Below are 19,626 nucleotides of genomic sequence, written 5' to 3' on the forward strand. Positions count from 1 at the left end.
CTTGACCGGCCCGGATGCGCGGTTAAGAATCATCGACGCCTTCACCGAGGAGCGACGATGAAAAATGATGGAGACAAGGGCGACCGCCACAGCCCGAATCCGGTATCGCACCTTCAGTCGCACGATGCGCCGGCCTCCCCGCGGATCACGCTCGTGCGCAACGCGCTGCATGCGGTGATCGCGGCCATCGCCCTCCTCGCCATCGCCACCTCGATCCCCCATTGGGGCGGCAGCAACTTCCCCGTGCTGAGCCTGGTGATCTACGTGGCGGGCATGGTGTTCATCGCCATGCCGCTGTGCCTGTTCTACGAAGCGCTGCTTCAGTCGCAGCAGCGGGGCATCGGAAACCGCGGCGTCGGCGTCTAGCCCGCGTCGCCCCCGCCCTGCGGAAACTGTTCCTTCGCATCGGCCGCCTCGCGCGCTCCGCCCGGCATCAGGTTCTCGCGGTGGCTGCGAACCGCCGACGCGACGATCGGCAGCAGGTGCGTGGCCTTGCCTGCCTCGAGCGCGCGGATCAGCTGCACGCGCATGCTCGGCGCCCAGAAAGACTTCAGGTGCGCCGCAATCGCATTCGTGGCCAGGGTCGCGTCGCTCGGCGACTGCGCCTGGAAGAAGGTGCCGATCTGGTTGGCCATCTTGACCAGTTGTGCCGAGTGATCGTGTTCCATGGGGCTTTCGAAGAAGGGTTGCTCGGTCGAGAAGAAAACGTCAGCCGAGCCGCTGCGGATGGCTGTAGACCCCAAGGTCCTGCTGCCGCACGAAGCCCACCAGCGTGAGGCCCGCGCGCTGGGCGGTGGTCACAGCGAACGAGGTCGGCGCCGACACCGCGGCGAGCAGCGGCGCGCCGGCCATCGCGGCCTTCTGAACCATCTCGAAGCTCGCACGGCTGGTCACGGCGATGAAGCCGGCGGATGCGTCGACGTCGTTGGCCGCGAGCGCGCCCACCAGCTTGTCGAGCGCGTTGTGGCGGCCGACGTCTTCGCGCAGCCACATCACCTCGCCGTCGGCCGAGCACCATGCCGCCGCGTGCACCGCCCCGGTGGCCTCCTGCAAGGTCTGCTGCGAGGGCAGCTGCGACATCGCGCGGGCGATGGCCTCGCGATCGAAGCGCACTGCCGCATCGTCGCGCAGCACGGGGATCTCGCGCGACACCTGCGTCAGGCTCTCGGTGCCGCACAGGCCGCAGCCGGTGCGCCCGGCCATCGAGCGGCGGCGCTGCTTGAGGCGCGCGAAGGCGGCGCTCGACACCTGCATGTGCACCGTGAAGCCCAGCGCCGACTGCTCCGCTTCCACCGAATAGAGCTCGTGCGCCGCACCGAGGATGCCCTCGCTCAGCGAGAAGCCGAGCGCGAAGTCTTCGAGGTCCAGCGGCGTCGCGAGCATCACGGCGTGCGAGATGCCGTTGTATTCGAGCGCGACCGGCACCTCCTCGGCCACCCAGTCCTGCACGTCGAAGGGCCGGCCGCCGCGCACGCCGTGCACGGGCAGCAGCTGCGCGCCTTCGCAGAAGCGGACGGTGTCGGCGGCCTGCATGGTCATGCGAGATGCGTCCTCACTTGGCCGGCACCGTCTCGTTGCTCTGATGCGAGGCGGCGGCGAGCAGGTCGTTCTGCGTCTGGTTGAAGCGGCTGTACTCCTGCTGCCAGGCGGAAGGCTGCATCACCGGCGTCACCTGCACCGCCGTCACCTTGTACTCGGGGCAGTTGGTGGCCCAGTCGGAGTTGTCGGTGGTGATCACGTTCGCGCCCGACTCGGGGAAGTGGAAGGTGGTGTAGACCACGCCCGGCGGCATGCGCTCCGACACCGTGGCGCGCAGCACCGTCTCGCCCGCGCGGCTCTGGATGCCGACCCAGTCGCCTTCCTTCACGCCGCGCTCCTCGGCGTCGTGCGGATGGATCTCCAGGCGGTCCTCGCTGTGCCACTGGTTGTTCTCGGTGCGCCGCGTCTGCGCGCCCACGTTGTACTGCGAGAGGATGCGCCCGGTGGTCAGGAGCAGCGGGAAGCGGCGCGTGACCTTCTCGTCGGTCGCCACGTACTGCGTGACGATGAACCTGCCCTTGCCACGTACGAAGCGGTCGATGTGCATGGTGGGCGTGCCTTCGGGTGCGTTCTCGTTGCAGGGCCACTGGATGCTGCCGAGCTCGTCGAGGCGCTTGTAGCTCACGCCGCGGAAGGTGGGCGTGAGCGCGGCGATCTCGTCCATGATCTCCTCGGGGCTCCTGTAGTCCATCGGATAGCCGAGGGCCTGCGCGAGCTTCACCGTCACCTCCCAGTCCGCAAGGCCGGCCTTGGGCGGCATCACCTTGCGAACACGCGAGATGCGGCGCTCGGCGTTGGTGAAGGTGCCGTCCTTCTCCAGGAAGGAGGAGCCCGGCAGGAACACGTGGGCGTACTTGGCGGTCTCGTTGAGGAAGATGTCCTGCACCACCACGCATTCCATGGCCATCATCGCGGCGGCCACGTGCTGCGTGTTCGGGTCGGACTGCACGATGTCCTCGCCCTCGCAGTAGAGGCCCTTGAAGCTGCCGCCGATGGCGGCGTCAAACATGTTGGGAATGCGCAGGCCCGGTTCGGGGTCGATCGGCACGCCCCATGCGGCCTCGAACGCGGAGCGCGTGGTGCTGTCCGACACGTGGCGGTAGCCCGGCAGCTCGTGCGGGAAGGAACCCATGTCGCAGGAGCCCTGCACGTTGTTCTGGCCGCGCAGCGGGTTCACGCCCACGCCCTCGCGGCCGACGTTGCCGGTGACCATCGCGAGGTTGGCGATGCCCATCACGGTCGTCGAGCCCTGGCTGTGCTCGGTCACGCCCAGGCCGTAGTAGATGGCGGCATTGCCGCCCGTGGCGAAGAGCCGTGCGGCCGCGCGCATCTCGGCGGCCGGCACGCCGGTCACCGCCTCGGTGGCCTCGGGCGACTGTTCGGGGCGTTCCACGTACGACTTCCACTCCTTGAAAGAAACGGTGTCGCAGCGCTCGGCCACGAACTCGTCGGCCATCAACCCTTCGGTCACGATGACGTGCGCCAGCGCCGTGACCACTGCCACGTTGGTGCCGGGGCGCAGCTGCAGGTGGTGCGCCGCCTGGATGTGCGGCGACTTCACGATGTCGATGCGGCGCGGGTCGACCACGATCAGCTTCGCGCCCTGGCGCAGCCGCTTCTTCATGCGCGATGCGAACACCGGGTGGCCGTCGGTCGGATTGGCACCGATCACCATGATCACGTCGGCCTTGTCGACCGAGGCGAAGGTCTGCGTGCCCGCAGATTCGCCCAGCGTCTGCTTCAGGCCGTAGCCCGTGGGCGAATGGCACACGCGCGCGCAGGTGTCGACGTTGTTGTTGCCGAAGGCGGCGCGCACCAGCTTCTGCACGAGATAGGTTTCCTCGTTGGTGCAGCGCGAGGAGGTGATGCCGCCGATGGAGTCGCGGCCGTACTTGGCCTGCAAGCGCTTGAACTCGCTGGCCGCGTAGTTGAGCGCGGTGTCCCAGCTCACCTCCTGCCACGGGTCGCTGATGTTCTTGCGGATCATCGGCTTGAGCATGCGGTCCTGGTGCGTCGCGTAGCCCCAGGCGAAGCGGCCCTTCACGCAGGAGTGGCCCTCGTTGGCCTTGCCGTCCTTCCACGGCACCATGCGCACGACCTCGTTGCCCTTCATCTCTGCCTTGAACGAGCAGCCCACGCCGCAGTAGGCGCAGGTGGTGATCACGCTGTGCTCGGGCTGGCCGAGCCAGATCACCGACTTCTCCTGCAGCGTGGCCGTGGGGCAGGCCTCGACGCAGGCGCCGCAGCTCACGCATTCCGAGTCCATGAAGGCCTCGTCCTGCCCCGGCGACACGCGCGACTCGAAACCGCGGCCGCTGATGGTCAGCGCGAAGGTGCCCTGCGTCTCCTCGCAGGCGCGCACGCAGCGGTTGCACACGATGCACTTCGAGGGGTCGTAGCTGAAGTACGGGTTCGACTCGTCCTTCTCGCTCTTCAGGTGATTGGCGCCGTCGAAGCCGTAGCGCACGTTGCGCAGCCCGGTCACGCCCGCCATGTCCTGCAGCTCGCAGTTGCCGTTGGCCGAGCAGGTGAGGCAGTCGAGCGGGTGGTCGGAGATGTAGAGCTCCATCACGCCCTTGCGCAGCTCCTGCAGCTTCGGCGTCTGCGTGCGCACCTTCATGCCGGCTTCGGCGGGCGTGGTGCACGAGGCCGGAAAGCCCCGCCGCCCCTCGATCTCGACCAGGCACAGCCGGCACGAGCCGAAGGGCTCCAGGCTGTCGGTGGCGCAGAGCTTGGGCACCTGGATGCCTGCATCCACCGCCGCGCGCATCAGCGAAGTGCCCGCGGGCACTGTCACTTCATTGCCGTCGATCTCCAGCGTCACCTCGCGCTCGGATTCGCGCTTGGGGGTGCCGTAGTCGATTTCCTTGAGATGGTCCAACATGTCTGTCTAGCCTTGCTGATTGCTTCTCTGGATGCGGCCCGGGGGCTCAGGCTGCCTTGCGGTCGGGGGCTTCGATGCCGAAGTCCTGCGGGAAATGATCGAGCGCCGACAGCACCGGGAACGGCGTCATGCCGCCCATGGCGCACAGCGAGCCGTGGACCATCGTGTCGCACAGGTCGCGCAGCAGCATCACCTGCTGCGGGCGGTTCTGGTTGCCGCGGATCTTGTCGATGACCTCGACGCCGCGCGTCGAACCAATGCGGCAGGGCGTGCACTTGCCGCAGGATTCGAGCGCGCAGAACTCCATGGCGTAGCGCGCGAGCTTCGAGAGGTCGGCCGTGTCGTCGTGCACCACGATGCCGCCGTGGCCCACGGTGCCACCGACGGCTGCGTAGGCCTCGTAGTCGAGCGGCAGGTCCCACTTCGACTCCGGCAGGTAGGCGCCCAGCGGCCCGCCGACCTGCACCGCCTTGATCGGCCGGCCCGAGGCCGAGCCGCCCCCGTAGTCGTACAGCAGTTCGCGCAGCGTGACGCCGAAGGCCTTCTCGACCAGGCCGCCGTACTTGATGTTGCCGGCCAGCTGCATCGGCAGCGTGCCGCGCGAACGGCCCACGCCGTAGTCGCGGTAGAAGGCCGCGCCGCGCGCCAGGATCAGCGGCACGCTGGCCAGCGTGATGACGTTGTTGATGAGCGTGGGCTGCCCAAACAGCCCCTCGATGGCCGGCAGCGGCGGCTTGGCGCGCACGATGCCGCGCTTGCCTTCGAGGCTCTCGAGCAGCGCCGTCTCTTCGCCGCACACGTACGAGCCCGCACCCTTGCGCACTTCGAGCGAGAAGCGTTTGCCCGAACGCAGGATGTTGTCGCCGAGGAAGCCCGCGGCCTCCGCCACGCGGATGGCCTCGTTCAGCGTCGCGATCGCATGCGGGTACTCCGAGCGCACGTAGATGTAGCCCTGCGTGGCACCGGTGGCGAGGCCCGCGATGGTCATGCCCTCGATCAGCATGAAGGGGTCGCCCTCCATGGTCATGCGGTCGGAGAAGGTGCCCGAGTCGCCCTCGTCGGCATTGCAGACGATGTACTTCTGCGCCGCCCCCGTGCCCAGCACCGTCTTCCACTTGATGCCCGCCGGGAAGGCCGCGCCGCCACGTCCGCGCAGGCCCGAGTCGAGCACCTGCTGCACGATGTCCTCGGGCGCGAGTGCCAGCGCGCGGCGCAGGCCGGCGAAGCCCTCGTAGGCCTGGTAGTCGGTGAGCGACACCGGATCGGTGATGCCCATGCGCGAGAAGGTCAGGCGCTCCTGCTTCTTCAGGTACGGAATGTCCTCGGTAGGGCCTAGCGCGAGCGGGTGCCTGCCGCCGGTGAGGAAGCCCGCGTCGAACAGGCCCGCCACGTCGTCGGGCGTCACCGGTCCGTAGGCCATGCGGCCGGCCGGCGTGCTCACCTCGACCAGCGGCTCGAGCCAGAACATGCCGCGCGAACCGTTGCGCACCAGCTCGAGCATCAGGCCGCGCGCCGCGGCCTCCTTCGCGATGCATCGGGCCACGCGGTCGGCGCCGGCGGCGAGCGCGGCCGAGTCGCGCGGAACGTAGACGGTGATCGTGCTCATGCGCGGCCTCCGTCGGCCTGCGCGACCAGCGCATCGAAGCCCTTGGCGGTCATGCGCGCATACGGCTGTTCGTCCAGCGTCATCGCGGGCGACGAGGCGCAAAGGCCGAGGCAGAACGCCGGCTCCAGCGTGAAGGCGCCGTCCTTCGTGGTGCCGTGCGCGCTGCAGCCCAGGCGCAGCTCGGCGTGCGCGAGCAAAGCGTCCGCCCCCATCGACTGGCATGCCTCGGCACGGCAGATCTGGATCACGTGCCGGCCCGCGGGCTGGCTGCGGAAGTGGTGGTAGTAGGTGACCACGCCGTGCACCTCGGCGCGCGAGAGGCTCTGCGCTTCGGCGATCACCGCCACCGTGTGCGCGGGGACGTAGCCGAGCGCGTCCTGCACGTCGTGCAGTATCGGCAGCAGCGCGCCGGGCTCGTTCTCGTGCGCCTGCAGGATGCGCTGCACGGCGGCGAGTTCGTTCGCCTCGTGCCCTGGCTGCGCCTGCTGAACGTTTTCTTGTTTCATGGTCCGTCCGATCTGCTCCGTTGCCATCAGCTTGCAAGCGGAGCTGTTCTTCATCGTGGTTCTGTCACGGGTTCGACGTCGTGAGATTCGACGCGAATCCCGTGGTCATCCGCTTGGGATCAATGTCGATGAATCGCGCGTCGGGGGCCTTGACACAAGTCAATTTCCGCCGAAACAAGCACGGTGCCAATGCGCACAAACCCTGCGGGCGCGCAGGGTTTCGGAAGGACCGGAAAGACCGCTACCGGGTGGACGCTTCGCGCGCCCTGCGCAGCTGCGCCTCGGCCTGCGCGTCGTCGACTTCGCCGACCACCTTCGCGGGGCGGCCCGCGATGCGCGAACGGTCGGGAAAGACCTTGCCCTCGGTCAGCAGCGAACCCGTCTCGACGACGCACCCGCGCCCCACCACCGAGCCGTTGAGCGCGATGGTGTGCTCGCCGATCACCGCGCCGTCGCCCACGGTGCAGCCGTGCAGCATCACGTGCGGCTCCACCGTCACGTCGGCGCCGATGGTCAGCGGATAGCCGGGGTCCGCATGCAGCATCACGCCCGCCTGCACCTGGCTGCCGCGGCCGACGGTGATGGGCTCGTTGTCGCCGCGCAGCACCGAGTGCGCGCCGATGCTGCTGCCGGGCGCGAGCACGACTTGGCCGATCACGCTGGCGCTCTCGGCCACGCGGGCGCTGGCGTCGATGTCCGGTTCATGCGCATCAAGTCGGTAGATCGTCACTGCGGGGGCTCCTGTTCATCGGCAAAAAGCCCCGCCATCTTCATGGCGGGGCTGTGTGGGGAAGGAATATCCGGATGGTACCGGCGATGGCGGCCCGGAGTTGTTCTATTCGGTACGGCTCGCCTCGATGTGCTTGCGGCGCATCGGCCGCAGCACGAACCACGCCATCAGCGCCGCGAGCGCATTGACCGCGCTGGCCGCGATGAAGACGGCCTGCCAGCTGCCGGTGGCGGCGGCCAGCATGCTCGACAGCGGCACCAGCAGCGAGGCCGTGCCCTTGGCGGTGTAGAGCATGCCGGCGTTCGATGCCGCGTACTTCGATCCGAAGGTGTCGGCGCAGGTGGAGGGGAACAGGCTGTAGATCTCGCCCCAGGCGAAGAACACGATGCCGGTGAGGATCACGAACAGCAGCGGGTTCTGGCCGTAGTGATAGAGCATCAGGATGCCGACCGACTCGATCGCGAAGGCGATGAACATGGTCTGCTCGCGGCCGATCTTGTCTGACACCCATCCGAAGAAGGGCCGGGTGAGGCCATTGAGCACGCGGTCGATGGCCAGGGCGAAGGTCAGCGCGGGCAGCACCAGGCCCATGATGTTGACCGGCACGTCGATGATCTTGAAGTCCTTGGCAATGGGCGCGAGCTGCGCGGTGGCCATCAGGCCGCCGGCCGCCACCATCACGAACATCGCGTACATCACCCAGAACACCGGCGAGCGCAGCACCTCGGAAGGCGCGTAGTCGCGGCCCGCCTGCTGCACGTTGCGGCTGTTCGACGCCTTGGCATGGTTGGGTGCGCGGGTCAGGAGCCATGCGAGCAGGAACACGATGAGTCCCTGCCCGATCCCAAAATACAGGAACGCTGCCTCGTAGCCGCTGGACTTGATCATCGCGGAGATCGGGATGATCGTGAGCGCCGAGCCCGCGCCGAAGCCGGCCGCCGTCATGCCCGCCGCAAGGCCTCGCCGGTCGGGGAACCACTTGAGCGCATTGCCCACGCAGGTGCCGTAGACCGCGCCGGCGCCGACGCCGCCGATGGCCGCCGCAACGTACAGCAGCGCGAGCGAATCGGCGAACGAGTTGAGCACCCAGCCCAGGCCGCACAGCACGCCGCCCACCAGCACCACCGGACGCGGGCCGAAGCGGTCGACGAGATAGCCCTCGATGGGCACGAGCCAGGTTTCGGTGAGGACGAAGATGGTGAACGCGACCTGGATCGCCGCGCGGCTCCAGCCGTGCTTGTCGGCGATCGGATTGACGAAGAGCGTCCAGCCGTACTGCAGGTTGGCGATCATCGCCATGCAGACGATGCCTATGAGCAATTGGCCCCATCGGTACGCCTCGGATCGGGTCGCGCTGGCGCCGTAGGTTTCGGACGGGGGATACATCGCGGGGTTGGAACCTGCGATCGTGGAGGTGGGCCGAGTCATGGAGTTGTCCTTGGTGTTTTCGTTGAAATCCGACGGGCTGCAAAAGCAGAGCAATCAGTCGAGCGAACTGTGCGCATCGACGGGCGACGAGGCTTCGTTGACATCGATACACGGCATTGGGATCACCAGTTTTCTGCGCGTGAATGACTGTCGGACCGAGCGACCCAAAAACTCTTGACCTCAGTCAAGTTCACACGAATCGCGCTCTCGCGGAACCCCCGAGGTATCCCTATGAAATTGCGCTTCGTTCGAGGCGTGAAGAGAAGGCTTTGCGAGACGCATCGGGCGATGCCTTCGCGGTGCATGAAGGAAGAGAAATCGATGGAGGAATTTCGATGATTCCTGCGTGATGCTTGCGCGACGAATGCGGCACCACATGCGACGTTCTTCGATGGATCCGCGGTGCGCCTCGCGCTCGCCCGCCGCGCTTTCGAACGGCTCTGGCAGCGGAACTTCCGGCGTATCCGCAGAACCTGTCGGACGGGGAAAAATTGACCTAGGTCAAGAAACGCAAAAATCGCGTTTGCCCTCGTCTAGGGTAAACCCTAAAATTCAGGGTAATCCCTTCGGACTTTCCGATTCAGTTTCAGATTCTTTTTTTTTGGAGCACTCAATGAGCCACGCCACCCTCGATTCCAACGCACTGCGCGCACCCGCCTCTTCCTCGACCGCCGGCAACATCATGCGTGAGCTGTTCGCCGTGATGCCCATCGTGATCGTCTACAAGGCAGCCCGCACCGCGTTGATGCAGCGCCGTTCGGCGCCCGTGCAGCGTTGAGCCGCAACGCCGCATTCACTCCTCCCGAAGAGCGCGCGCGAATCGATCGCCGCGCTCTTTTTTCATCGAGCTTTCTTTCTAGCCCTCGAAGGGCACGATCTGCGAGATCAGCGACGACCCGTCGCTCAGCAGGAAGTCCTTGAAGGCCTGCGCCACGGGCGGCAGCCGCTTGCTGCGGCGATGCACCACGTACCAGTTGAGCATCAGCGGAAAGCCTTCGACGTCGAGCACGCGAAGGCTGCCCGCGCGAAGCTCCTGGCTCACGGTGTGCGCCGACACGAAGCTCACGCCCATGCCCGCGATCACTGCCTGCTTGATGGTCTCGGTGCTGCGGATTTCCATCGCGACGTTGATGCCGCTGAGGTCGCCGCCGAACCCGTCTTCCATCGAATGCCAGGTGTCGGACGCCTTCTCTCGCACCACGAAGGGCTCGCGCATCAGGCGTTGCACCGCGATCCGTTTCTCGCCCACCAGCGGATGGCGCGGCGCCGCGACGATCACGTAGGGATGCGGCGCGAAAGGCTGGTTGATGGTGTCGAGGTCAGTGGGCGGCCGCACCATGATCGCGAGGTCGGTGCGGTTCTCGGCGATGTGGCTCAGCAGCTCCGCGCGGTTGTGCACGGTGAAGTTCAGCGTCACGCCCTGGTGGCGGCTCGCGAACTCGACCAGCAGGCGCGGAAAGAAGTAGTCGCCCGCGCTGATCACGCCCACGTTGAGCCTGCCGCCGGAGACGCCCTTGAACTGCATCATCGCGTTCTCGGCCGCCTCGAACTGCTGGATGATCGCGCGGCTGATCTGCAGCAGTTCGCTGCCCGCGGCCGTGAGGTACACCTTCTTGCCGAACTGCTCGAAGAGCGCATTGCCCGCATGCTCCTCGAGCTTGCGCACCTGCGTGGAGACGGCGGGCTGCGTGAGATGCAGTTCCTCGGCCGCGCGCGAGAAGCTCAGCAGCCGCGCCACCGCCTCGAAGACCTTCAGCTGGCGCAAGGTCGCATGCTTCATCGCAGCCGCCTGCAGCAGCGCTCAGCGCGGTATGCGGGCCACGTGCAGCAGGTTGGTGGTGCCCGACTGCCCGAAGGGCAGGCCTGCCACCACCACCACGTCGTCGCCCTCGTTCGCGAAACCTTCGGCGCGCGCCGTGCGGCAGGCGCAGTCGATCATCTCGCCCACGTCGTGCACGTCGTCGACCAGCACCGCGTGCACGCCCCAGACCATCGCCATGCGCCGCGCCGCGGCGATGTCTGGCGTGAGGCTCAGGATGGGCACGGCCGGGCGCTCGCGCGCGGCGCGCAGGCTGGTGAAGCCGGAAGAGGTGTAGGTCACGGTGGCCGCCGGCGCGAGCAGCGAGGCCACCTGGCGCAGCGAGGCGCACACCGCATCGGCCGTGGTCGACAGCGCCGCTTCGTGCGTGGCGTCGATGCCCGTGCGGTACGACGGGTCGGACTCCACGCGCGCGATGATGCGGTCCATCATCGCGACCGCCTCGAACGGGTACCTGCCCGAGGCCGATTCGGCCGAGAGCATCACCGCATCGACGCCGTCATACACCGCGGTCGCCACGTCCGACACTTCCGCGCGCGTGGGCACCGGCGAGGCAATCATCGATTCGAGCATCTGCGTGGCCACCACCACCGGCTTGCCGCGCTTGCGGCAGGCGCGCACGATCAGCCGCTGAAGCTCGGGCACCTGCTCCGGCGGCAGCTCCACGCCGAGGTCGCCGCGCGCCACCATGATGCCGTCGCACAGTTCCACGATCGCATCCAGGTGCTCGATGGCGGCCGGCTTCTCCAGCTTGGCCATGATCCACGCGCGCGAGCCGATGATGGCGCGCGCCTCCTCGATGTCCTCCGGCCGCTGCACGAAGGAGAGCGCGACCCAGTCCACGCCCATCGACAGGCCGAAGGCCAGGTCGTCGCGGTCCTTCGGCGTGAGCGGCGAGATCGGCAGCAGCACGCTGGGCACGTTGACGCCCTTGCGGTCGGAGATGGCGCCGCCGACCAGCACCGTGGTCTCGGCGAAGTCGGGGCCGTGGCTGTCCACGCGAAGCCGCAGCTTGCCGTCGTCAAGTAGCAGCTCGGTGCCGTCCTGCAGCGCCGCGAAGATTTCCGGATGCGGCAGCGGCGCGCGTCGTGCGCTGCCGCTGGCCTTGTCCATGTCGAGCCTGAAGCGCGCGCCCGCCTCCAGCTGCGCCCGGCCGCCCTCGAAGGTGCCCAGCCGCAGCTTGGGCCCCTGCAGATCCAGCAGGACGCCGATGGGCCGGCCGAACTCCCTCTCCAGGCGGCGGATGGTTTCCAGGCGCCGCGCATGGTCATGCTGCGTGCCGTGGCTGAAGTTGAGCCTGAACACGTCCACGCCGCGCTCGAACAGCGCGCGGATGGCCGGCTCCTCGGTGGTGGCCGGGCCGAGGGTGGCGACGATCCTGGCGCTGCGCGTGCGTCTCATGGTTCACGCCATCTCGTGCAGCTTCACCCGACCGCGCTGGTCTTCCATGGTGCGCGCGAGCAGCTTCACGAGGCTGTAGACGGTGTCGATGTGCGGCGTGGGCGTCTCGGTGAGCCGGGCCAGTTCGACCACGGCGCCTACCAGTGCGTCGATCTCGGGCGCGCGGCCCGCTTCCACGTCCTGCAGCATCGAGGTCTTGTGCTTGCCGACCTTCTCCGCGCCCGCGATGCGCTTTTCGAGCGTCACGCGGAACTCGATGCCGAGCTTGTGCGCGACGGCCTGGGCCTCGCGCATCATCGCGGCAGCCAGCTCGCGCGAAGGCGGGTACTGGCAGATGTCCACGAGCGTGGAATGCGAGAGGCTGCTGATCGGGTTGAACGTCAGGTTGCCCCACAGCTTGAGCCAGATCTCGGCGCGGATGTTGTCGAGCACCGGCGCCTTGAAGCCCGCGCCGGTGAAGCAGGCCGACACGCGCTCAACGCGCTCGCTGGCAGAGCCGTCGAGCTCGCCCACCGGGAAGCGGTCGCCCTCGATGTGCTTGACCACGCCCGGCGCGATGAGCTCCGACGCGGGGTAGACGACGCAGCCGATCACTCGCTGCGCGGGAATCTTCGCCGCAAGCGTTCCAGAAGGGTCGACGCTGCGCACCGGCGTGCCTTCAAGCGCGCCGCCGTGCTTGTGGAAGTACCAGTACGGGATGCCGTTCTGCATGGTCACGACCACCGTGTCGGGCCCGAAGAGCTTCGGCACGTCGCTGGCCACGGCCTCGACCTGATGGGCCTTCATCGCGAGCACGACGATGTCCTGCGGGCCCGCTTCGTCGTAGCGGTCGGTGGCCTTCACGTTGCGCGCGACCTGCTCCTCGCCTTCGGCCGAGACCAGCCTGATGCCGTTGCGCGATATGGCGTCGAGGTTGGCGCCGCGCACGATGAACGTGACGTCCTCGCCGGCCAGCGCGAGCTTCGCGCCGACCAGCCCGCCGATGGCGCCTGCGCCGATGATTGCAATCTTCATGTCGTCGATCCCCAAGAGTTGAAATCCTTGCGCGACCTTTTGGCTGCGTTCAGCCGAAGCGGTTGCTGAGTTTTCCGATGCTGCCGATCTCGATCTCCACGAGGCTGCCGGGCTTCATGGAGCCGACGCCGACCGAGGTGCCGCAGAGGATCACGTCGCCGCGGTGCAGCGTCATGTCCTGCGAAATGAGGCTCACGAGCTGCTGCACCGAAAAGCGCATGTCGCTGATCGGATAGTCCTGGCGCACCTCGCCGTTGAGCAGCGTGGTCACGGTGAGCGTGGCGGGGTCGAGGCCGGTGGCGACCACCGGGCCCATCGGGCAGAAGGTGTCGAAACCCTTGGCGCGCACCCACTGCGCGAAGGAGGCGTCGCGATGGAGGATGTCGGCCACCGTCACGTCGTTGGCGCAGGTGTAGCCGAACACATGGCCCAGCGCATCGGCTTCCGAGACGGCGGTGGCGGTCTTGCCGATGACGATGCCGAGCTCGCCCTCGAACACCACCTTGCCGTCGCACAGCGGCTTGCGGATGGGCGCGCCGGGCGCAAGATACGAATTGGGCGTCTTCAGCAGGTACAGCGGCTCGGCGGGCACCGGCAGGTTCAGCTTGGCGCCCAGCGCATGGAAGTTGTTCCACAGCGCGATCACCTTGGTGGGTTCGGTCGGCGTGAGCAGCTGCAGCCCCGCCAGCGCGAACACGCGGCCCGTGGGCTCGGAGCTGCCGAACATGTCGCCCTGCCGCTCGTGCACCGCATCGCCTTCGAGCGTGCCGAAGCCGATGCCGCCTGCGTGCTCGAAGCGGACCCATTTCTTCATCTGCTGCTGCTGTTCCATGTTGTTGTCGTCTTTCTGGATGTTGAGGATCGGGTCCGCCGCGGTCAATCGAACGGCAGGTAGTCGGGTATCACGAGCGAGGCGAGCAGCTTCCCCATCTCCGCCGGGTTGCGCGTGACGTGGATGCCGCATTCCTTCATCACCGCGAGCTTTTCCTGCGCGGTGCCGCGGCCGCCCGAGACGATGGCGCCCGCATGGCCCATGCGCTTGCCGGGCGGCGCGCTGGCGCCTGCGATGAAGCCGACCACGGGCTTGGTCATGTGATCGCGGATCCAGCGCGCGCATTGCTCCTCGGCATCGCCGCCGATCTCGCCGACCATGATCACGGCGTCGGTGCGCGGGTCGTCGTTGAACATCTTCAGCACGTCGATGTGCCGCAGCCCGCCCACCGGGTCGCCGCCGATGCCCACCACCGTCGACTGCCCGATGCCGAAGCTCGCGAGCTGGCTCGCGGCCTCGTAGGTCAGCGTGCCCGAGCGCGAGACCACGCCGATGCGCCCGCGCTGGTGGATGTGGCCGGGCATGATGCCGATCTTGATCTCGCCGGGCGTGATGAGCCCCGGGCAGTTGGGGCCCAGCAGCAGCGTCTTGCGGCCCTGCATGCGGTGGCGCGTGCGGATCATGTCGCGCACCGGGATGCCTTCGGTGATGCAGATGACGAGGTCGAGCTCCGCATCCACCGCCTCGTCGATGGCGGCTGCGGCGAAGGCCGGCGGCACGTAGATCACGGAGACGGTCGCGCCGGTCTCTGCCTTGGCCTCCTTCACCGTGCCGAAGATCGGGATGCCGGCCATCGACTGGCCGCCCTTCATCGGATTCACGCCCGCCACGAAGCAGTGCCTGCCGTTGCCGTACTCGAGGCAGGCCTGGGTGTGGAACTGGCCCGTCCTGCCGGTGATGCCCTGCGTGATGACGCGGGTGTGCTTGTTGATCAGGATGGACATGCTGCAAGCTCCATCGACTTCGGAGATGAGCGCTTCATCGCGGTCGCTCCCAGTTGCTGGCCGCGCCGACGGCGCGCTGCGCGGCCTCGGCCATGTCGTCGGCGTTGATGATCGACAGGCCCGACTGCGCGAGGATGGTCCGGCCCAGGTCCTCGTTGGTGCCCTTCATGCGCACGATCAGCGGCACCCTGAGGCCGGTCTCGCGCACCGCGTCGACCACGCCGTGCGCGATGACGTCGCACTTCATGATCCCGCCGAAGATGTTGACCAGCACGGCCTTGAGCCTGGGGTTGCGCAGCATCAGCCGCACGGCCTCGGCCACCTTGTCGGCCGTCGCGCCGCCGCCCACGTCGAGGAAGTTGGCGGGCTCGCCGCCGTAGAGCTTGATGGCGTCCATGGTCGCCATCGCGAGGCCGGCGCCGTTCACGAGGCAGCCGATGTCGCCCTCGAGCGCGATGTACGAGAGGTCGAACTTCGAGGCCTCGACCTCGATCGGGTCTTCCTCGTCGGTGTCGCGCATGGCCGCGATCTCCGGCTGGCGGAAGAGTGCGTTGGCGTCGAAGTCGAACTTCGCGTCGAGTGCGATCACGCGGTTGTCGCGCGTCAGCACCAGCGGGTTGATCTCGGCCAGCGAGGCATCGCTGCCGTCGAAGGCCTTGTAGAGGTTCTGCATGAACAAGCGCGCCTGCACCAGCGAACGATCGGTGATGCCGATGCGGCGCGCCATGCCGTCCGCCTCGGCGATGCGCAGGCCGGCGTCCGGGTCGATGAAGAGCTTGTGGATCTTCTCGGGCGTGCGCGCGGCCACTTCCTCGATGTCCATGCCGCCTTCGCTGGAGGCCATCAGCGCCACGCGCTGCGAATTGCGGTCGACCACGAAGCCCAGGTAGAGCTCCTTGTCGATCTCCACGCTCTCCTCCACCAGCAGTAGCCTCACCACGCGGCCCTCGGGACCGGTCTGCGGCGTCTTCAGCGTCATGCCGAGCATCTGGGCGGCGTGGCGCCGCACCTCGTCCACCGACCAGGCCGGCTTCACGCCGCCGCCCTTGCCGCGCCCGCCCGCATGGATCTGCGCCTTGACCACCCAGGCCCGGCCGCCGATGCGGGCAGCGGCATCGGCCGCCTCGTCGGGCGAGCGGCAGACGAATCCACGAGGGGTTGCCACGCCGTATTGGCGCAGCACGTCCTTGCCCTGGTATTCGTGGATGTTCATGGCTGGAGAGCGTTGTTCATCTGAATTGGAAAAATTCAGGCACCGAGCTCGACGCCGTGACTTTCGGCCCAATTGAAATAGCTCGATGAAGCCATTTCCCGCTTTCTGTGAATTTCCTTCTTCTGCTCGATGGCGAGCGCCAGGAATTCGGCGTCGTAGGCCTTCAGCAGATGTGGTTGGTGCGTCTTCAGGTAATGGCCGATACGCTCGTTTGCGTCCTGGCCAAGGCCCATCAGGCGGTCGTAGGTCTCGCCATCCCAGTGCCAGCGCAATCCCAATTCGAAGAATGCGGCGTTGTAGGCATTGCGCTCGATTTCGTCGCGCCAATATTGGACGGGCGAATGGTTTTCCATGATCTTCTCCTTGAATGAATGCCGAAGAGGTTGAATTGATCGAGAAATTCCGGCGAGTTCAAAATGTAGGATCGATGGACGATAAATAAAAATTAAATCAATTTATAAAAACCATTCACCATGAGTTATGGAGTGCGGGCGCTCGATTTCGCGGGCGCAGCAACCCTCCGCGCCGCCCGCGGGCGGCGCTGTCGCAAGACTCGAAGATGAAAGAAAAGGCGGGCCTGCGCCGCGCCTCAGATCACGCGCTCGGCCCGCAGGGTTGCCAGGGCATCCGCGTCGTAACCGAGCTGCCTGAGCACTTCCTCGGTGTGTTCACCGAGCAATGGCGAACGCGTCACCACCGTCGGGCTGTCGGACATCTTGATGGGGTTGCCCACCGTCAGGTACTTGCCGCGCACCGGGTGGTCCACCTCGACGATGGTGCCGGTCTCGCGCAGCGATTCGTCCGCGGCGATCTCCTTCATCGAGAGGATCGGCCCGCAGGGAATGTCGTACTCGTTGAGGATGTCCATGGCCTCGAACTTGGTCTTGGTCATGGTCCACTGCTCGATGCGCGCGAAGATCGGTTTCAGGTGCAGCAGCCGCGCCGCCGGCGTGGCGTAGGCCTCGTCGGTGATCCAGCCTTCCTCGCCGATCACCTTGCACACCGCCGGCCACACCGCCGCCTGCGTGATGAAGTAGATGTAGGCGTTCGGGTCGGTCTCCCAGCCCTTGCACTTGAGGATGGAGCCGGGCTGGCCGCCGCCCGACGCGTTGCCCGCGCGCGGCACCGCGTCGCCGAACTTGCCGTCGGGGTACTGCGGGTACTCGTGCATGGTGCCGGTGCGCTCCAGCCGCTGCTGGTCGCGCATCTTCACGCGGCAGAGGTTGAGCACCGCGTCCTGCATCGGCGCGAGCACCTGCTGGCCGCGCCCGGTGCTGTTGCGCTGGAAGAGCGCCGCCAGGATGCCGAGCGCCAGGTGGAGGCCAGTGCCGCTGTCGCCGATCTGCGCGCCGGTCACCAGCGGCGGGCCGTCCTCGAAGCCGGTGGTGGAAGCCGCGCCGCCCGCGCACTGGGCCACGTTCTCGTAGACCTTGCAGTGCTCGTACTTGCCGGGGCCGAAGCCCTTGACCGAGGCCACGATCATGCGCGGGTTGAGCTTCTGGATGTGGGCCCAGGTGATGCCCATGCGGTCGAGCGCGCCGGGCGCGAAGTTCTCGACCAGCACGTCGCAGGTCTTGATCAGGCTGTCGAGAACCTCCTTGCCCTTGGGGTTCTTGGTGTCCAGCGTGATCGAGCGCTTGTTGTGGTTCAGCATCGTGAAGTAGAGGCTGTCCGCGCCGGGAATGTCGCGCAGCTGGCCGCGCGTGGCGTCGCCTTCTCCGGCGCGCTCGACCTTGATCACGTCGGCGCCGAACCAGGCCAGCAGCTGGGTGCAGGTGGGGCCCGACTGCACGTGGGTGAAGTCGAGGATCCTGATGCCCTCGAGTGCTTTGCTCATTGACTGTCTCCTGCTTTGATCGTGGTGGCTTCGACTTCTACCAGACGTGCGCGAAGTTTGCGCTCCTCGGCGAAGCGGGCTGTCTCGTCGCGCACGATGGCGACGATGCCGGTGACCTCGTGATCGGCGGAGAACAGCATCGACACCGTGAAGGCGATCGACAGCGTGCGCCCGTCCTTGTGCAGCGCGGGAACGCGCAGCAGGTCGGCGCCGTACTTGGTGACGCCGGTTTCCATGGTCTTGTGGTAGCCCTCCCAGTGCCGCTGACGTTGGCGCTGGGGAATGATCAGGTCGAGCGACCTGCCGAGGGCCTCGGCCTCGCTGAAGCCGAAGATGCGTTCGGCCGCGCGGTTCCACAGCGTGATCGCGCCCATCGCGTCGCACACCATGATCGCATCGCCGGCGCCTTCGACGAGCTGCTTGAAATCGACATTCGCTTGCATGTACACCTCCGGCGCTTCTTTCGATCCAGGCCACGCTCCTGCAGCAGCCTCCCCCACTTCCAGGGACACCGCGGAACCGGCTCCGCCGGGCCGCAGGTGTCGCCCCCTTGAGGGGGTTGGCGCTGCCACACGAAGTGGGCAAGCCTGGGGGTGGGCTTCTACACTGCCTTGGCCGCGTGCAGGCTTTCGATCTGGTCCTTGCTGTAGCCCAGTTCCGCCAGCACTTCGTCGGTGTGCTCGCCCAGGAGGGGCGAGGCGGTGACTTCGGGCTTGAGGTCCGAGAACTTGATCGGGCTGCCGATGGTCCAGTAGGTGCCGCGCTCCTTGTGCGGCACTTCGACGATCGAGCCGCTCTTGCGCAGCGACTCGTCGTGCAGCAGTTCCTTCATCGACAGCACCGGGGCGCAGGGAATGTCGTGCTTGCGGAAGATGTCCACCGCCTCGAACTTGGTCTTGTCCTTGATGAAGTCCTCGATGGTGGCGAAGATCTGCTCGATGTGCGGCTGGCGGGCCTTGGCCGTCATGTAGTCGGGGTCGGTCTTCCACTCGGGCCTGCCCAGCGCATCGCAGATCGGTTCCCAGGCGTGGCCCTGCACCGTGAAGTAGATATACGCGTTGGGGTCGGTCTGCCAGCCCTTGCACTTCAGGATCCAGCCCGGCTGGCCGCCGCCGCCGGCATTGCCGCCGCGCGGCACGACCTTGTCGGCGAACGCGCTCATCTCGTGCGGGTACTGCGGGTATTCCTCGAGGTAGCCCACGCTGTCCAGGCGCTGCTGGTCGCGCATCTTCACGCGACACAGGTTGAGCACGGCGTCCTGCATCGAGCAGGCCACCTTCTGGCCCTTGCCGGTCTGCTCGCGCCCGATGATCGCCGTCAGGATGCCGATCGCCAGGTGCATGCCGGTGTTGGAGTCGCCCAGCGCCGCGGCCGAGATCGTCGGCACCGAGTTCCCCCCCTTCCACCAGCCGGTGGTGGAGGCGGCGCCGCCGGCGCACTGCGCCACGTTCTCGTACACCTTCAGGTCCTCGTAGTGGTGGCCTTCGCTGAAGCCCTTGACCGAGGCGACGATCATCTTGGGATTCAACTCCTGGATGCGCTCCCAGGTGAAGCCCATGCGGTCCAGCGCGCCGGGGCCGAAGTTCTCCACCAGCACGTCGGATTCGCGGATCAGCTTCTCCAGCACGGCCTTGCCCTCGGGCTTCTTCGTGTCCAGCGTGATCGAGCGCTTGTTGCTGTTGAGCATGGTGAAGTAGAGCGCGTCGACGTCCGGAATGTCGCGCAGCTGCGAGCGCGTGACGTCGCCCGCGCCGGGGCGCTCCACCTTGATCACGTCGGCGCCGAACCAGGCCAGCAACTGCGTGCACGCGGGACCGGCCTGCACGTGCGTGAAGTCGATGATCTTGATGCCGTTGAGGGGCTTGTTGCTCAT

Annotated in this window: 19 protein-coding genes; 2 read left to right on the top strand and 17 right to left on the bottom strand. The window is 67.0% G+C overall.

Annotation, left to right across the window (positions count from 1 at the left end):
- The first annotated feature begins 57 nt into the window (after positions 1-57).
- Positions 58-366 (top strand): hypothetical protein, encoded by a 309-nt coding sequence (locus FHT32_RS04460; protein ID WP_176663403.1) that lies wholly within the window; start codon positions 58-60, stop codon positions 364-366.
- Here the strand turns inward: FHT32_RS04460 and FHT32_RS04465 are convergent.
- From FHT32_RS04465 to oxlT, 7 genes are all read right to left on the bottom strand, one after another.
- On the bottom strand, positions 363-668 hold the full coding sequence (locus tag FHT32_RS04465; RefSeq protein WP_176663404.1) for a formate dehydrogenase subunit delta: 306 nt from the start codon (positions 666-668) through the stop codon (positions 363-365). The genes FHT32_RS04460 and FHT32_RS04465 overlap by 4 nt on opposite strands.
- Before the next feature lie 40 nt (positions 669-708).
- Complete coding sequence (gene fdhD / locus FHT32_RS04470; protein WP_218088107.1) at positions 709-1,533, bottom strand: formate dehydrogenase accessory sulfurtransferase FdhD; 825 nt, start codon at positions 1,531-1,533, stop codon at positions 709-711.
- Between the two features lie 19 nt (positions 1,534-1,552).
- Positions 1,553-4,423 carry a formate dehydrogenase subunit alpha gene (gene fdhF / locus FHT32_RS04475; RefSeq protein ID WP_176663406.1) on the bottom strand — a complete coding sequence of 957 codons (2,871 nt, stop codon included), beginning with the start codon at positions 4,421-4,423 and terminating at the stop codon, positions 1,553-1,555.
- A gap of 46 nt (positions 4,424-4,469) precedes the next feature.
- Positions 4,470-6,029 carry an NADH-quinone oxidoreductase subunit NuoF gene (locus FHT32_RS04480; RefSeq protein ID WP_176663407.1) on the bottom strand — a complete coding sequence of 520 codons (1,560 nt, stop codon included), beginning with the start codon at positions 6,027-6,029 and terminating at the stop codon, positions 4,470-4,472.
- Positions 6,026-6,535 (bottom strand): formate dehydrogenase subunit gamma, encoded by a 510-nt coding sequence (locus FHT32_RS04485; protein ID WP_176663408.1) that lies wholly within the window; start codon positions 6,533-6,535, stop codon positions 6,026-6,028. Before FHT32_RS04485 ends, FHT32_RS04480 begins: the two co-directional genes overlap by 4 nt.
- Before the next feature lie 241 nt (positions 6,536-6,776).
- The gene (locus tag FHT32_RS35370; RefSeq protein ID WP_176663409.1) at positions 6,777-7,265 is read right to left on the bottom strand and encodes a gamma carbonic anhydrase family protein; all 489 of its coding nucleotides are present in this window, start codon (positions 7,263-7,265) and stop codon (positions 6,777-6,779) included.
- A gap of 105 nt (positions 7,266-7,370) precedes the next feature.
- The gene (oxlT, locus tag FHT32_RS04495; RefSeq protein ID WP_371132134.1) at positions 7,371-8,651 is read right to left on the bottom strand and encodes an oxalate/formate MFS antiporter; all 1,281 of its coding nucleotides are present in this window, start codon (positions 8,649-8,651) and stop codon (positions 7,371-7,373) included.
- 655 nt (positions 8,652-9,306) lie between these two features.
- Here oxlT and FHT32_RS04500 point away from each other — a divergent pair.
- Positions 9,307-9,471: a hypothetical protein gene (locus FHT32_RS04500; RefSeq protein ID WP_176663411.1), complete on the top strand. Its 165-nt coding sequence runs from the start codon at positions 9,307-9,309 to the stop codon at positions 9,469-9,471.
- A gap of 78 nt (positions 9,472-9,549) precedes the next feature.
- Here the strand turns inward: FHT32_RS04500 and FHT32_RS04505 are convergent, their stop codons facing one another.
- The 10 genes from FHT32_RS04505 to frc (FHT32_RS04550) all read right to left on the bottom strand — a co-directional run bounded on the left by FHT32_RS04505 (position 9,550) and on the right by frc (FHT32_RS04550) (position 19,626).
- Positions 9,550-10,473 (bottom strand): LysR family transcriptional regulator, encoded by a 924-nt coding sequence (locus FHT32_RS04505; protein WP_176663412.1) that lies wholly within the window; start codon positions 10,471-10,473, stop codon positions 9,550-9,552.
- 21 nt (positions 10,474-10,494) lie between these two features.
- The gene (gene pyk, locus FHT32_RS04510; protein ID WP_176663413.1) at positions 10,495-11,913 is read right to left on the bottom strand and encodes a pyruvate kinase; all 1,419 of its coding nucleotides are present in this window, start codon (positions 11,911-11,913) and stop codon (positions 10,495-10,497) included.
- 3 nt (positions 11,914-11,916) lie between these two features.
- Positions 11,917-12,927 (bottom strand): 2-dehydropantoate 2-reductase, encoded by a 1,011-nt coding sequence (locus FHT32_RS04515; protein ID WP_176663414.1) that lies wholly within the window; start codon positions 12,925-12,927, stop codon positions 11,917-11,919.
- Between the two features lie 49 nt (positions 12,928-12,976).
- Complete coding sequence (locus FHT32_RS04520; protein WP_176663615.1) at positions 12,977-13,759, bottom strand: fumarylacetoacetate hydrolase family protein; 783 nt, start codon at positions 13,757-13,759, stop codon at positions 12,977-12,979.
- Positions 13,760-13,803: 44 nt separating this feature from the next.
- Positions 13,804-14,703 carry a succinate--CoA ligase subunit alpha gene (sucD, locus tag FHT32_RS04525; RefSeq protein ID WP_176663415.1) on the bottom strand — a complete coding sequence of 300 codons (900 nt, stop codon included), beginning with the start codon at positions 14,701-14,703 and terminating at the stop codon, positions 13,804-13,806.
- A 34-nt stretch (positions 14,704-14,737) separates the two neighbouring features.
- On the bottom strand, positions 14,738-15,916 hold the full coding sequence (gene sucC / locus FHT32_RS04530) for an ADP-forming succinate--CoA ligase subunit beta (RefSeq protein ID WP_176663416.1): 1,179 nt from the start codon (positions 15,914-15,916) through the stop codon (positions 14,738-14,740).
- 35 nt (positions 15,917-15,951) lie between these two features.
- The gene (locus tag FHT32_RS04535; RefSeq protein ID WP_176663417.1) at positions 15,952-16,269 is read right to left on the bottom strand and encodes a hypothetical protein; all 318 of its coding nucleotides are present in this window, start codon (positions 16,267-16,269) and stop codon (positions 15,952-15,954) included.
- 236 nt (positions 16,270-16,505) lie between these two features.
- Entirely contained in the window at positions 16,506-17,753 is a 1,248-nt protein-coding gene (gene frc, locus FHT32_RS04540; RefSeq protein WP_176663418.1) for a formyl-CoA transferase, read from the bottom strand.
- A complete protein-coding gene (locus FHT32_RS04545; protein ID WP_176663616.1) occupies positions 17,750-18,196 on the bottom strand; it encodes a PAS domain S-box protein in 447 nt (148 codons plus the stop codon). The genes frc (FHT32_RS04540) and FHT32_RS04545 overlap by 4 nt, the downstream gene beginning before the upstream one ends.
- Positions 18,197-18,354: 158 nt before the next feature.
- On the bottom strand, positions 18,355-19,626 hold the full coding sequence (frc, locus tag FHT32_RS04550) for a formyl-CoA transferase (RefSeq protein ID WP_176663419.1): 1,272 nt from the start codon (positions 19,624-19,626) through the stop codon (positions 18,355-18,357).

The sequence above is a fragment of the Variovorax sp. SG517 genome (genome assembly GCF_013376045.1).
GTDB lineage: Bacteria > Pseudomonadota > Gammaproteobacteria > Burkholderiales > Burkholderiaceae_C > Variovorax.

Excerpts from the sequence above, each read along its gene's own strand:
- FHT32_RS04460 (WP_176663403.1), top strand. The coding sequence starts at position 58 with ATGAAAAATGATGGAGACAAGGGCGACCGCCACAGCCCGAATCCGGTA.
- FHT32_RS04465 (WP_176663404.1), bottom strand. The coding sequence starts at position 668 with ATGGAACACGATCACTCGGCACAACTGGTCAAGATGGCCAACCAGATC.
- fdhD (WP_218088107.1), bottom strand. The coding sequence starts at position 1,533 with ATGCAGGCCGCCGACACCGTCCGCTTCTGCGAAGGCGCGCAGCTGCTG.
- fdhF (WP_176663406.1), bottom strand. The coding sequence starts at position 4,423 with ATGTTGGACCATCTCAAGGAAATCGACTACGGCACCCCCAAGCGCGAA.
- FHT32_RS04480 (WP_176663407.1), bottom strand. The coding sequence starts at position 6,029 with ATGAGCACGATCACCGTCTACGTTCCGCGCGACTCGGCCGCGCTCGCC.
- FHT32_RS04485 (WP_176663408.1), bottom strand. The coding sequence starts at position 6,535 with ATGAAACAAGAAAACGTTCAGCAGGCGCAGCCAGGGCACGAGGCGAAC.
- oxlT (WP_371132134.1), bottom strand. The coding sequence starts at position 8,651 with ATGTATCCCCCGTCCGAAACCTACGGCGCCAGCGCGACCCGATCCGAG.
- FHT32_RS04500 (WP_176663411.1), top strand. The coding sequence starts at position 9,307 with ATGAGCCACGCCACCCTCGATTCCAACGCACTGCGCGCACCCGCCTCT.
- FHT32_RS04505 (WP_176663412.1), bottom strand. The coding sequence starts at position 10,473 with ATGAAGCATGCGACCTTGCGCCAGCTGAAGGTCTTCGAGGCGGTGGCG.
- pyk (WP_176663413.1), bottom strand. The coding sequence starts at position 11,913 with ATGAGACGCACGCGCAGCGCCAGGATCGTCGCCACCCTCGGCCCGGCC.
- FHT32_RS04515 (WP_176663414.1), bottom strand. The coding sequence starts at position 12,927 with ATGAAGATTGCAATCATCGGCGCAGGCGCCATCGGCGGGCTGGTCGGC.
- FHT32_RS04520 (WP_176663615.1), bottom strand. The coding sequence starts at position 13,759 with ATGGAACAGCAGCAGCAGATGAAGAAATGGGTCCGCTTCGAGCACGCA.
- sucD (WP_176663415.1), bottom strand. The coding sequence starts at position 14,703 with ATGTCCATCCTGATCAACAAGCACACCCGCGTCATCACGCAGGGCATC.
- sucC (WP_176663416.1), bottom strand. The coding sequence starts at position 15,916 with ATGAACATCCACGAATACCAGGGCAAGGACGTGCTGCGCCAATACGGC.
- FHT32_RS04535 (WP_176663417.1), bottom strand. The coding sequence starts at position 16,269 with ATGGAAAACCATTCGCCCGTCCAATATTGGCGCGACGAAATCGAGCGC.
- frc (WP_176663418.1), bottom strand. The coding sequence starts at position 17,753 with ATGAGCAAAGCACTCGAGGGCATCAGGATCCTCGACTTCACCCACGTG.
- FHT32_RS04545 (WP_176663616.1), bottom strand. The coding sequence starts at position 18,196 with ATGCAAGCGAATGTCGATTTCAAGCAGCTCGTCGAAGGCGCCGGCGAT.
- frc (WP_176663419.1), bottom strand. The coding sequence starts at position 19,626 with ATGAGCAACAAGCCCCTCAACGGCATCAAGATCATCGACTTCACGCAC.